Annotated in this window: 13 protein-coding genes; 9 read left to right on the plus strand and 4 right to left on the minus strand. The window is 42.2% G+C overall.

What is annotated here, in order from left to right:
- Together NXR94_RS07470 and NXR94_RS07475 are read left to right on the plus strand one after the other, a co-directional pair.
- A partial coding sequence (locus NXR94_RS07470; protein ID WP_258103990.1) for a gliding motility-associated C-terminal domain-containing protein occupies positions 1-3,698 on the plus strand: 3,698 nt, incomplete at its 5' end.
- Between the two features lie 10 nt (positions 3,699-3,708).
- Positions 3,709-4,644 carry a type IX secretion system membrane protein PorP/SprF gene (locus NXR94_RS07475; RefSeq protein ID WP_258103992.1) on the plus strand — a complete coding sequence of 312 codons (936 nt, stop codon included), beginning with the start codon at positions 3,709-3,711 and terminating at the stop codon, positions 4,642-4,644.
- Here NXR94_RS07475 and NXR94_RS07480 read toward each other — a convergent pair.
- The 3 genes from NXR94_RS07480 to NXR94_RS07490 are packed head-to-tail and all read right to left on the minus strand — an operon-like array spanning position 4,635 to position 6,031.
- Positions 4,635-4,982 (minus strand): phage holin family protein, encoded by a 348-nt coding sequence (locus NXR94_RS07480; protein ID WP_258103993.1) that lies wholly within the window; start codon positions 4,980-4,982, stop codon positions 4,635-4,637. The genes NXR94_RS07475 and NXR94_RS07480 overlap by 10 nt on opposite strands.
- A 5-nt stretch (positions 4,983-4,987) precedes the next feature.
- A complete protein-coding gene (locus NXR94_RS07485) occupies positions 4,988-5,512 on the minus strand; it encodes a DinB family protein (protein ID WP_258103994.1) in 525 nt (174 codons plus the stop codon).
- A 3-nt stretch (positions 5,513-5,515) separates the two neighbouring features.
- Positions 5,516-6,031 carry a gamma carbonic anhydrase family protein gene (locus NXR94_RS07490; RefSeq protein ID WP_258103995.1) on the minus strand — a complete coding sequence of 172 codons (516 nt, stop codon included), beginning with the start codon at positions 6,029-6,031 and terminating at the stop codon, positions 5,516-5,518.
- A gap of 77 nt (positions 6,032-6,108) precedes the next feature.
- Between NXR94_RS07490 and NXR94_RS07495 the strand changes: the two genes are divergently transcribed.
- The 6 genes from NXR94_RS07495 (at position 6,109) to secG (ending at position 11,691) form a co-directional block, all read left to right on the plus strand.
- Entirely contained in the window at positions 6,109-6,837 is a 729-nt protein-coding gene (locus tag NXR94_RS07495) for a YceI family protein (protein ID WP_258103996.1), read from the plus strand.
- A gap of 68 nt (positions 6,838-6,905) precedes the next feature.
- Complete coding sequence (gene miaB / locus NXR94_RS07500; RefSeq protein ID WP_258103997.1) at positions 6,906-8,369, plus strand: tRNA (N6-isopentenyl adenosine(37)-C2)-methylthiotransferase MiaB; 1,464 nt, start codon at positions 6,906-6,908, stop codon at positions 8,367-8,369.
- A complete protein-coding gene (locus tag NXR94_RS07505; protein ID WP_258103998.1) occupies positions 8,369-9,658 on the plus strand; it encodes a sigma-54-dependent Fis family transcriptional regulator in 1,290 nt (429 codons plus the stop codon). Before miaB ends, NXR94_RS07505 begins: the two co-directional genes overlap by 1 nt.
- Positions 9,639-10,157, plus strand: coding sequence for an LPS assembly lipoprotein LptE (gene lptE, locus NXR94_RS07510; RefSeq protein WP_258103999.1), 519 nt, complete (start codon positions 9,639-9,641; stop codon positions 10,155-10,157). Before NXR94_RS07505 ends, lptE begins: the two co-directional genes overlap by 20 nt.
- A gap of 39 nt (positions 10,158-10,196) precedes the next feature.
- Positions 10,197-11,324 carry a tetratricopeptide repeat protein gene (locus NXR94_RS07515; RefSeq protein ID WP_258104000.1) on the plus strand — a complete coding sequence of 376 codons (1,128 nt, stop codon included), beginning with the start codon at positions 10,197-10,199 and terminating at the stop codon, positions 11,322-11,324.
- 1 nt (position 11,325) lies between these two features.
- A complete protein-coding gene (gene secG, locus NXR94_RS07520) occupies positions 11,326-11,691 on the plus strand; it encodes a preprotein translocase subunit SecG (RefSeq protein ID WP_258104001.1) in 366 nt (121 codons plus the stop codon).
- A 5-nt stretch (positions 11,692-11,696) separates the two neighbouring features.
- Here the strand turns inward: secG and NXR94_RS07525 are convergent, their stop codons facing one another.
- Positions 11,697-12,407 (minus strand): hypothetical protein, encoded by a 711-nt coding sequence (locus NXR94_RS07525; RefSeq protein WP_258104002.1) that lies wholly within the window; start codon positions 12,405-12,407, stop codon positions 11,697-11,699.
- A 213-nt stretch (positions 12,408-12,620) separates the two neighbouring features.
- Here NXR94_RS07525 and groES point away from each other — a divergent pair, with 213 nt between their 5' ends.
- On the plus strand, positions 12,621-12,899 hold the full coding sequence (groES, locus tag NXR94_RS07530) for a co-chaperone GroES (protein WP_258104003.1): 279 nt from the start codon (positions 12,621-12,623) through the stop codon (positions 12,897-12,899).
- The last annotated feature ends 36 nt before the right edge of the window (positions 12,900-12,935 follow it).

Consider the following 12,935-nt stretch of genomic DNA (forward strand, 5'->3'; position numbering starts at 1 on the left):
CTTCGGGTAGCTTCCCGGATGTGAGATTCCCGGCTGCGGCTAATGGTGCGGCTGGTGCGAACATCGTCTCTGGTCTGCCGGCTGGTACTTACTATGTACAGATCCAGAACAACACTACCGGTTGTGCTACTCCTCTTGATGATTACAAAGAATTCAACATTGAGGATGAAAAAGTTGATCCAATTGTTAACCTGGTAAGCAAAACTGCTTCAACCTTGTGTAACAATGCTGCGACAGATGGAAATGGAACGTTAGACGTTGAATTTAATGTAGATGGCGTAGTGGTCGATCCTTCAGAGTTCACGATCACATGGTATAGAGGAACTTCAGCTTCTGCTCCTAACGAAATATTCCCGACGGATTTGGGACAACGAGGAACAGCATTAGATGCTGGATCTCTTACCTCCTTAACCGGATTAAGTGAAGGTTTCTATACCGTGAGTATTGCGAAGACTACCTCTCCAAGTTTGGGCTGTATTGCGACACAAACCTTTGAGATCGGGGTAGCTGAAATCTATCCGGTACTAAATATTCCTGATGCACAAATCACCCACAGCACAACTTGCTTCCTTGGTGGAGATGGAGAGTTCACGATCAATGCCTCAGATATTGTATTGAATGGTGTAGCAGCAACTGACCTTGCTGACTATGACCTCACTATTACGGCTGCAGGTGGATCGACTATCAGTGGAAACGCAAGCCCTTACACACCTGTGATCGCTGGAGGAACAACCACTCTTACCTTTACAAATCTTGCTCCGGATACTTATACTGTAAGTGCCGTGAATGCAACAACTTCTTGTGCGGGTGGAGATGTGAATGTTGTCATTCTCGATAAACGAACTGAACCGGTTATCGAATCTGTTAACATGGTTCCAAACGCCAACTGTACAGGTACAATAGAGGTTGGATCCATTGAGCTTCTGTCTATTGATGGTACTGCACCATCCCCTGCTGATATCTACGATTATCAGTGGTATGTTGGGGATGCTGTTACACTTGGCCAGGAAGTAAGCACCATACTTGGTGAAACGGATAATGATTACATCGTTCAAAACCTTCCTGATCAATTGTATACGGTGGAAATCACCAATACTGTGACCGGATGTAGTTCTAGCCAAACTATTGAGGTACAGAATAATCCTACTTATCCAATCATTCAATCTTATGAAGTGAATAAGAACCTGGCATGTAATGTTCCTATCGGTGCGTTTGTAGTGACCAAGATTCGATACAATGGTCAAACATTGAGTATAGGTTTGGATTCTGCAACCATTGCATCAGATTACGTCTTCAACTACTTTGAATCGAATGGAACTACTCCAATCCCTGATCCGGATCCTTCTACTCCATTCAAGCTGGAAGGATTAGCCGCAGGTACCTATTACGCTTCTGTTACATTGGATTCTTCAGGATGTGAGTCTGAAAAAGTACAGTTCATAATCGAGGATAACTTACTATACCCTCAATTGGAAATTGTGATTCTTCAGGCTGACTCAACTTGCTCAGGTACGAATTACAATGGTAGTTTGATGGTAATTCCTGACAACTCCAATAGTAGAGTACACATAGACTCGTCCTATACTTTCAACTGGTACGAAGTTGATGGAACAAATAACAGAATAAGTGGGGTTCTCGGAACTAATGATACTATTAGCTCATTGCAGACCTCAAGGTATGAGGTAGAGGTGACCAACGTGAATATTGGTTGTACTTCAAGCACTTTCCTAACACTACCTGCGGTACCGCAGAACATCAGGATAGTTGCAGTGGATTCCTCGAATGTGACAACATGTTCGCCGTCTGACGCCTTCTTTGAAGTACTTCAAATGAATTCCGGAGTATTGAGTGATTACACCTTCGACTTCTACAATGTAGATCCGACCGTAGGCACTCCTACCCCAATTCAATCGGGTGATGACTCAGTACTTTCTGCCACTTCAACAGCGGCGTTCGACGTGGTTGCCGGAGATTACTACGTGATTGCGACAAGCAAAATCACAGGATGTTCTTCAGACATCTTCCAGATTCTGATTGAAGATCTGACCGTTCCTCCGGTAGTTGCTTTGGTAGACTTTGCATTGCAAACCAATTGTGATCCAGCCAGTCCGAACGGATCACTTACAGTCACTGCGAACGGATCATCCAATACTACTGATTACACCTTCGAGTGGATCAGGGAGTCTGACCTGTCCGTAGTGGACGCTAATAATCCGGCAATAACCGGATTGAGCGCTGGTGACTATACCGTGAATATTACGGAGACAAGCACAGGATGTACCATTTCTGAAACCTATACCATGATTGATGATCTATTGGAGCCGATTCCTCTCTCATTCACCAAGGAACCAAATATCAACTGTGTTGATCCTAATGGTACTTTAGTGGCCAAAGTGGCAGTTCCAACTGATGAATTGACGGAAAGAGGCAAAGACCTTTCAAACTTCCAGTTCTACTGGTTTGATGGTGACCTAACCGGTCAACCAATACCGGACTTTGCAACTGCAGATACTGTAGGTTCTCAATACACGGGATTAGCTGAAGGGTTCTATACTGTATATGTACTGGATGTAATTGATCAGGGATGTGATACCACTTCTGTGACCATCTTCTTGCCTGATAACTCTGCTCCTCCTGCTACAAGGGTGGACGTGGTTAATCATGTAACGAAATGTTATGTAGATCAGCAAGATGGTAGAGCAACCATCGGCTACCCTACTGAGGACATTCACTTGTATCAATTCGACTGGTATGATGAAAGCAACAACCTGATAGCTACTGATAAAAATGTAGATTCATTGGCGGTAGGTATCTACACCATCGAAACCACTCACTTGGTAACAGGTTGTGTGTCCACGACTACGGTTGAGATGCTGGATAAATCAGAACCTGTCCCTCCACCATCAGTGAACATTATCAGTCATAGAAAGAACTGTAATGAGCCAAATGGTTGGGCAATAGCTACTGTGGATGGTGTATCTGAAAACTATACTTTCACATGGTATGAGGCATCGAACCCAACAGTGCCGGTATTCGAAGGAAGCGAGCAGATCGAGTTGGATTCTATTACCTACCTGGTAACGGCATTCAACGAAATCACGGGCTGTCTGTCAGAAGCATCTGAGGTTATTATTCTCAATGATATTGAGGAGCCAGACTTCAGAATCAGAACTACCGTTTCACAATGTTTGAGAACTGCTGACAATTCAACCAACCTGTACACTGGAACGGCCTCCATAGTATTTGCTGAGGAAGAGTTGAATAAAGTGGTACTTTCGCAAACCTGGTATAGCCCTGATGGAACTATCTATTCTGAAGATCCTGCATTGGTTGAAGCTGAGCCAGGATTGTGGATGGTAGAATTTGTATCCGGAAATGGATGTAGTTATTCAGCAGAATTCGAAATTGGAGTTGAAATCCACGTTTACAATGGGGTTTCAGAAAACAATGACGGAATGAATGACATCTTCTTCATCGATTGTATCGAGGATTTCCCGAACAACCACGTGATTATCTTCAACCGTGATGGTTCAAGGGTTTATGAGATAGATGGCTATAACAACGCTGACAGAAGCTTTAACGGCTACAACAACGTTGGACAAAAAGGATTGAGAATGCCTTCGGGTACTTACTTCTATATCATCAGTCGTGGTGATGGAACCGATCCAATTCAGGGATATTTAGAATTAGTTCGTTAATTTGTAAATAATGAAGACGCTTAGATCTGTAATTCTGTTAACCGCCCTATTGCTTGCCTCCGCTGTTGGCTATGGGCAACAGCGGGCGTTGACCTCGACCTATCCTTTCAATGGGTTGTTGCTCAATCCTGCCTATGCGGGAAGTCTGAATGTGCTTTCAGTCATTGCGGTACACAGAGCTCAATGGATTAATATTGAGGGAGCGCCTGTACATCAGGCGTTTACCGCTCACAATTCCTTCATGAGTAATCAGGTAGGCGTAGGTCTCGCATTCACGCATGATAAGGTGGGTGTTACAGAAAGCTTCTCAACTTATGCCAGCTATGCCTACAAGGTACATACCTCATTTGGTGTTTTGGCCATGGGGCTTCAGGGCGGTTTTGATCAGAGGCGATCTGACTTCACTTCACTATCCTTGCTTGATGAATCAGACCCATTACTTAATGGTGTAGTCTCGAAATTCTCCCCTAATGTAGGACTGGGGGTTTACTTTGCTAATCCGCATATGTGGGCCGGAGCTGCCGTTCCATGGATTCTTGAGAACAAAACAATGGATTTGCCCGAAGGAGCAAATAGTCTCTCAAAATCCAGAGAAAGCCGATACTACTACGTAACTGGTGGGGTTATTTTCCCTGTGTCAGATCAAATTAAATTAAGTCCATCTGTTCTGATCAGAAAACAGGAACAGAACAGATGGTCTTATGAATTTACTGGACTGGTCATATTCGAGGATATAGCTTACGCAGGATTAGGTGTCAGGAATTCAGGTGAGATTGTGTTCCTGGGTCAATTGATCCTTAATGAAAACTTCAGGGTCGGCTATGCTTATGATGCAGCCACCTCTGATCTTGGTGGATCAACGACCGGATCACATGAGATCATTGTGAACTACAGGATCAAGCTAACCAACTACAAAAAGCATCCTCAGTGCCCTGTTTATTTCTGATCTGACCCACTCAACTCAGCGATAATAGAGTTGATCAAGGATAATATCAAACTAAACAAGAGCGCCCACCAAAATCCATTTACTGCAAATCCTGAAACAAAGGAGTCAGCAATAAGGATGATCAAAGCATTGATCACCAGCAAAAAAAGCCCAAGGGTAAATACCGTTAATGGGATGGTCAGAATGATCAGCAAAGGTTTGATAGTGACGTTCAGCAGCGAAAGAAAAAGTGCCACAATCAGTGCTGCTAAAAAGCTATCGACATAAACTCCCGGTAAGAGATAGGAAGTTAAAATGACTGCCAAGGAAGAGAGAAAAAGCTTAACTAGAAAATTCATATTGTTTACTTAAAATACCTTTCATTAATAATTTCAAAGTGGTGCTGTAAATGCCCAATCATAATATAAATAAGTGCCCTGACTGAAATTGAATTGCCCCCTGCAATGCCCCTGTTCTCCAGCACTTCTTCATCCAGAGCATTGATCATTTCAATATTTGACTTTCTCAGGGACTCAAACTCAGTCAATACCGAAGACAGTGATCGGTTTTCGCATCGTGCCTGCTTTATATATTCATTTTGATCCATATTGGGCAAGACCTGATTATTATCTCTTGCCAAACAGAAGCACCTAAATGACATCACCCGCTCCGTATCAACCATGTGAACCAACAACTCTAACAGGCTCCATTTGCCTTCTTCATATCTAAAATCTTTTTGAGAGGCTTCTTCAGCATGCTTTACCACTTCCCTGAATACTTCGATTTGATCCCTTAAAGCTTGTACGACCTGGTCATCTTCAACTCTGTCAATATAACCCTGGTAAAACGGATCATACTCATCAAATTTTGGTCTTGAAATGGTTTCCATACCTCATTCGTCTTTAAACCAGCCTGCGTATTTGATATAATTTCCTGCTATGCGCACGAGCATTTCCCTGTTTTCTCCCTCTACCTTTTTCACTTTTTTAGCAGGGACTCCTGCATATATCGTATTTTCTTCCACAATAGTTCCTTGCAGGACAACTGCTCCAGCCGCAACGATCGCTCCCTTTTTTATGACAGCACCATCCATCACGATGGCCCCCATTCCTATTAAAACCTGATCTTCCAGGGTGCAGCCATGCACAATGGCATTATGCCCAATGGACACATCACTACCAATCACTGTTGCAGCCTTTTCATAGGTCCCGTGAATAGTGGCGTTATCCTGAATATTCGTCCGATCCCCAATGGTGATGGAATTCACATCTCCCCTGACTACCGCACTATACCATACAGTACATTGATCTCCCATGGTGACCTCCCCTATCAAAGTGGCTGTTTCTGCGAACCAGCAATCTTTTCCATATTTCGGATCAAACCCTCTAACCTTCTTAATTATTGCCATGTACAAATATTTACGAAACCTTAATTTTTTGACGGGGTTTAAGGTAATGTTTTTCATCAAAACATAACTTCGCGACTATGAAATTTAACCCGGTCATTATCATTATTTCTATTTTCATCATTAGCTGTCAAGGCAAGCAGTCCGGAGCGGTTCAATACGAATCCCCTGATGCTGTTGATTTTCCTGAAGCTGATACACTAGCGGTGAATCTAAAAAAATCGGTTATTACCTGGATAGGCAGTAAACCAACCGGGCAACATGATGGCATGATAGATCTGTCTGAAGGAATGGTGCTTGTATCTGATGGTGAAGTCATAGGTGGAAAAATCACCATGAATATTCCATCTATAGAAATCATGAACCTGGAAGATGATCCGGAGGCAAAAGAAAAACTCAAAACGCATTTGCTGTCAAAAGACTTCTTTGACACGACCAATTACAAAACCGGGGAATTCTTCGTGACAGGAATAACGCCATTCGATAGTTCCTATCAAATTGAAAATAAAGTAGAGTTTCCGTCGAAATTTGAGCCCGAGGCGGCAGCCAACTTCCTTGTTAAAGAAGCTAACTACATTGTTGAGGGTAATCTAACGCTGAGAGGAACTACCCAGGGGGTGAAGTTTCCTGCCAAAATCCATAATAACAATGGTGTCTGGTCTATTGAAGCCAAATTCAATATTGACCGAACTATTTGGGGGCTATCCTACGGCGATGAGGCTTCCCTTATCGACAAAGCAAAGGACCAATTCATTTACAACACGGTAAATACAGGCTTTTACCTGGAAACATTGCCTGCTCCTTTGTGATTTTATCTGCCAATTTGTCACCTTCCAGGTGATTCGTCTATCTTTGCAAATCCAAAAGAGACATGGGAATGGAACAAGTAATTAAAGATTTGGATATTCTGGACAACGCAACAGCCAGAGAGGAAAGTTGTGGAGTCAAGATATCAGCTGAGGGTGATCGTAACGCTGCTAAAAAGCTTTATATCGAGAGCTATGGATGTCAAATGAATTTCTCGGATAGTGAAATCGTAACATCCATCCTGAAAAAGGAAGGCTTTGATACGACTTCTTCCTTTGAGAGCGCGGATGTCATCTTACTCAATACTTGTTCTATTAGAGAGAAGGCAGAACTTACCGTTCGCAAAAGGTTAAGCCAGTTCAACACAGTAAAGAAAAACAACCCTGACATCACCATTGGTGTGCTTGGCTGTATGGCGGAGCGGCTAAAGTCTAAACTTCTGGAAGAGGAGAAAATCGTTGATCTGGTGGTTGGACCGGATGCCTATAGAGACCTTCCCAACCTTGTCAAAAAAGCAGATGAAGGAGAAAAGGGTGTGAATACCTTCCTGTCGCGGGAGGAAACTTATGCAGACATTTCCCCTGTCAGGCTAAATTCGAATGGCGTAACTGCCTTTATCTCGATCATGCGAGGATGCGATAACATGTGTTCCTTCTGTGTGGTGCCTTTCACCAGAGGTCGCGAAAGATCTCGTGACCCCTACTCTATTGTGCAGGAAGCAAAGGATTTATATGAAAATGGCTACCGGGAAGTAACCCTCTTAGGTCAAAACGTGGATTCGTACAAATGGTCCCATCAGGAAAACAATAAGGCCCGTTTAGAAAAGCAGGGAATCAATGACATCGTCAACTTTGCCAACCTTCTGGAAATGGTTGCAAAAGTACACCCGGACCTAAGGATTCGTTTTTCTACCTCCCATCCAAAAGACATCACAGATGAGGTGCTTCATACTATAAAAAAGTACAACAACATCTGTAAATACATCCATTTACCAGCTCAAAGTGGCAACAGTCGCGTTCTAGACCTGATGAACCGAACCTATGACCGTGAGTGGTACATGAATAGAGTTGACGCCATTCGTGACATATTGGGTGAGGAATGTGGTATCAGCTCAGATATGATAGCCGGTTTTTGTACTGAAACGGAAGAAGAACATCAGGACACCCTCACTCTAATGGATTATGTCAAGTACGACTTTTCCTACATGTTCTATTACTCTGAAAGACCTGGCACGCTCGCTGAGAAGAAATTCGAGGATGATATTCCTCTTGATGTCAAGAAAAAAAGGCTACAGGAAATCATCAACAAGCAGCGTGACCTTTCACTGGAGCGAAATCAACTTGACATTGGAAAAACCTTCAAGGTATTAGTAGAAGGATACAGCAAACGTTCTGATAAAGATCTTCAGGGACGCAACTCAGCGAATAAAGTGGTTGTTTTTCAGAATAAAGGCATTGAAAAAGGAACCTATGTCAACGTGAAGGTCACTGATTGCTCTCCAGCAACACTTTTCGGTGAAATAGTCGAAGCATAATGGATTATAGGATAGACTCTGAAACGCAGTCAATAAAGCAACGATTTGAGATCATCGGTAATTCCCCGAAGCTCAATTACGCTATACGTGTAGCCATGCAGGTGGCACCTACGGACATGAGCGTGCTCATCACCGGAGAAAGTGGAGCAGGTAAGGAATCATTCTCCAAAATCATTCATAGCCTATCCCCCAGGAAACATGGTCAGTTTATTGCCATAAACTGCGGTGCCATCCCTGAAGGAACAATTGATTCAGAGCTTTTCGGACACGAAAAAGGATCCTTTACGGGTGCACATGAAGCACGTAAGGGCTATTTCGAGGTAACCAATGGGGGTACTATTTTCCTTGATGAAATCGGGGAAATGCCGACAGGTACTCAAGCCAGACTGTTGAGAGTGCTTGAGAACGGAGAATTTATCAAAGTAGGATCTTCGAAAGTTCAGAAAACAGACGTCCGCGTAATTGCAGCTACTAACGTCAACCTTTTGGAAGCGGTCAATGAAGGTAAATTCCGAGAGGATCTTTATTATCGTTTAAATACCGTCCCTATTTATGTTCCGGCCCTTCGAGAAAGGGATGAAGACATCTTGTTACTCTTCAGGAAATTTGCCTCAGATTTCTCTGAAACCTATCGAACTAAGCCCATTGTACTAGATAAAGATGCGCAGGCGTTAATACTTAATTATAGATTTCCGGGTAATATCAGACAACTAAAAAATCTGGTTGAACAAATGAGTGTGCTGGAAATCGAAAGGAATATTGATGCCGATACACTTCGAAAATATTTACCTGAAAACCGGTCCAGTTTACCAGCGCTCATCAACAAGTCCCAGGGTTCTGGAAGTAGCGATTTTTCTGAAAGAGACATTCTTTATAAGGTCCTTTTCGATCTTAAAAAAGATGTCACTGACATGAAAGAACTGGTCCTGAAAATGTTGCAGGGAGATACCAATAAGAGCGAAATCCTATCGCAGCATAAGGGTTTATTCAATGAGATCGACAGTTATGAAAATTCGACATATGAAGAACCGGAAGAGGGAGATAAGCCTGCTCCTATTTTGATAAATGCAGGAGGATCTTCTTCCGATGATGATTCTTACGAAATAGAGGATATTACTCATGAAACAGAAGATGAGGATTCTCTTTCTTTAGAAAAGCAAGAAAAAGAAATGATCCTCAGAGCACTAGCCAAGAACAAAAACAAACGTAAATATGCCGCCCAGGATTTAGGCATCTCTGAACGTACCCTTTATCGCAAAATCAAGCAATATGAGATCGATAATAAATAGTCTTATAATTATCACCTTTTTGGGCCTTTCGGGTTGTGGTATTTATGGGTTTACAGGAGCTTCCATTTCTCCGGACATCAAGACCATTAGCATTCAAACCTTTTATAACAATGCTCCACTTGGTCCAAGTAATATGACTGCTACTTTCACTGAAATGATCAAGGACTATTACCAGCAAAATACCAGTCTTACGATCGTGGATGAAGAAGGAGACCTTCAGGTCGATGGTTATATCGCTAATTATCAAATTTCGCCGGTTGCGGCCAATGCCAATAGAGGTACAGGGGATGTTTCCAGTCTTTCAAGGATCACAATTACCGTATTCGCCACCTACGTGAATACACAAGATGACCAATTTGATTTCGAACGCAAATTTTCTTTCTTCAAAGATTATGATCCGAATCAGACAGACCTCGCATCAAATGAGCAGGATTTTGTAGAGGAAATCTTTGACCAAATAATACTGGATATATTCAATGCATCCGTGGCAAATTGGTAGTATTTTCTTAATTTAGATTTTCACCAAGCCCATATATTCGTGAATAAGCTGAAATTCGTTGAGTTTATTAGAAAGCCGTCTGAACTATCCCAAAAAAATCTGGATGAGCTGGAGGAAGTGGTCAAGGAATTCCCCTATTTCCAAAATGCGCGAATCATTCTGGCGAAAGGAAGTAAACTGAAAGATTCGGCTGATGCGGCTAAAAACATTGCCTCAGCTTCAGTCTATTCTACCAACAGGGCACTCCTGAAAAAATATATCAATGATCAGCTGATCTTTTTGCGTTCATTGGAAGCTGAAGAATCCAGTCCGGGAACCAGAAAACAAAAGGTTGAGGTTGCTCCTGAAAAAGCAGCCAAACCAAAGATGGGTGAAGATGATTTTCATCAAAAAAGTGCTCAGGTTGCGAAAACGAAGACCGCATCTACAGACAGACCCTCCGAAGCTAAGCCTACTCCCGCTCAAAGACCAGTTCCATCTGCTCCTATTAAACAGCAGCAGGTAGAACATACCGAATTGGATGATCTAATTGATGCTCTCTGGAAAGATGTCGAGGAGCTTCGAAAGTCCAAGGCACGTTTCCTGGAAATTGAAAAGAAAATAGAAGAAGATGAAGCTGTGGATGAGGCTTTGAAGAAAGCAGCTAAGAAGAGCACTACTTCTAAAACGACCAAACCTACCAAGTCTACTTCCAGTACCAAAACCAAGACGGAGGGTACCTCCAAAGCAAGTACCACCAAGACTAAGAAAACAGCCACAACGACCAAGAAACCTGCTGCTAAAAAAACCACTACTACCAAGAAGACCACTACAAAGAAAAGCAGTGGAACGGCAGAGAAGAAAGAAGATAAGAGCGGTGGGGGATCCTCAAAAAAAGATGACAAAGGTGATCGGAAGGCTCAACAGCAGGATATAATAGATAATTTCATTAAGGTCAACCCGACCATGCCACCAATGTCCAAAGAAATGGACATTAAGCCTGGCGACCTTTCTGGTGATAGCACAGAATTTCCTGTAGATGTCGCCTCAGAATATCTCGCCGAGATCTATCTGCAGCAAGGCAGAAAAGAGCGTGCTATTCAAATATATGAGGTACTAATAACGAAATATCCTGAAAAATCAGCTTACTTTGCGGACGTTATTAAAAAATTAAAAGAACAGAGTTAGAATGTACGCATTAATCGTAGGGATAATCATCGTAACAGCAGTTTTACTTATTCTTGTTGTTTTGGCTCAAAACCCCAAAGGCGGAGGCCTTTCAAGCCAGTTCGGTGGTTCCGGATCATCTCAGCTAATGGGAGTTAAAAAGACCAGTGACCTTTTAGAAAAATTGACATGGGGTTTTGCTATTGCACTACTTGTGCTTAGCCTTTCCACTAACTTCTTCCTGGGAGATCCCAGCGACGAAATGGATGTAACCTCTCCTAACCTTGAAAGCACGCAGGGTGCTCCAAGCCTTTCTCCAACCTTAGGAGGAGCGACTGAAGATTCAGGCCTTGAAGATCTTGGTTTGGAATCTGATTCTGCACAATAAAAATATCAGGCAGCAATATTCATTACCAGTAGTCTTTTGGCCACTGGCAGCAATGTTGACATTTCCGGCAATCTGATCTTCGAATGAAGTAAAAAGGTTGCCGGATTTGGCAAATCCTTAAATTTTCTGGCAAGCTCGATCTTCAAGTGCTCATAAGTTCTTGCAAATTGCTTTAGCTCATTATTGATAAAAGTGGTTGAAATCCCGCGATAGGGCTCATCAGCTCCTTCAAAAATGCTTACCTGGTATCGATAAATACTCACCGAAGGCGCATAAGTGTGAGTGATAAACAAGTACCCCTCCTTTTCATACAAAGAAGAAAGTCCGATCGGACTCAATTCCACATTTTCCTCAACGAACTCAAAAAGCTCTTTACCATCTTTAATAGCTCCCGATAATTTTGGAATGGCAAAAGCTATAATCTCTTCTATCTCCTTCATGATATCGTCATCTTTGATGAGTTCCTCATAAGTAAAGCTCAGCTTTTCGAAATCCGCCTTCGAGATACTTTTGGGGAATTGTTCATATAAAAGCTGTTTGCTCTGTCTTATTCGCTCGAGGTTTCGGTAATGAAAAACCAAATCCGAGAGGAATGGATAGAGGTGGGAGTCATCAAATTTCAGCTTGATATCTTTCAGATATGCAAGCAGCAAATACTTCTTGTATTCATAGTCAATCAGACCATCTGTTAGCCAATCGTGTTTCAGTTTGTCCATATTCTGTCATTTTAACCTTACTAAAAATTAATTACGAATCCGGTTAATGACAAGAATGTCATACCCATTGAACATAAAAATGTCATGAATGGGTGCAATACTGATAAAATGTCAGCTTTTCAGGGTATCTGCTGTCAGCTTTTGGGATTGGCATATTTACTGCTACAAGCTGATCAGAATTTTAATTTGTATTCAACTCAAATAATAAATCAAATGTCTAAAGTTAATTTCAAACCTCTTGCCGACAGGGTTCTGGTTGAACCAGCGGCTGCAGAAGAAAAAACTGCTTCCGGAATCATTATTCCTGATACTGCAAAAGAAAAGCCTCAGAGAGGCGAGATTGTGGCAATCGGTACTGGTAAGAAAGACGAACCGCTTAACGTTAAAGTTGGAGACCAGGTATTGTACGGAAAGTACTCAGGTACTGAGATCACGATTGATGGTAAGGAATTCCTTATCATGAAAGAAAGTGACATCTACGGTATCGTTTAAGTTCAATTCAACAAACAAATCCAAAACTTTTAAATA

Origin of the sequence: Marinoscillum sp. MHG1-6 (assembly GCF_024714475.1) — a bacterium.
In the GTDB taxonomy this organism is placed as follows: domain Bacteria; phylum Bacteroidota; class Bacteroidia; order Cytophagales; family Cyclobacteriaceae; genus JAMZMI01.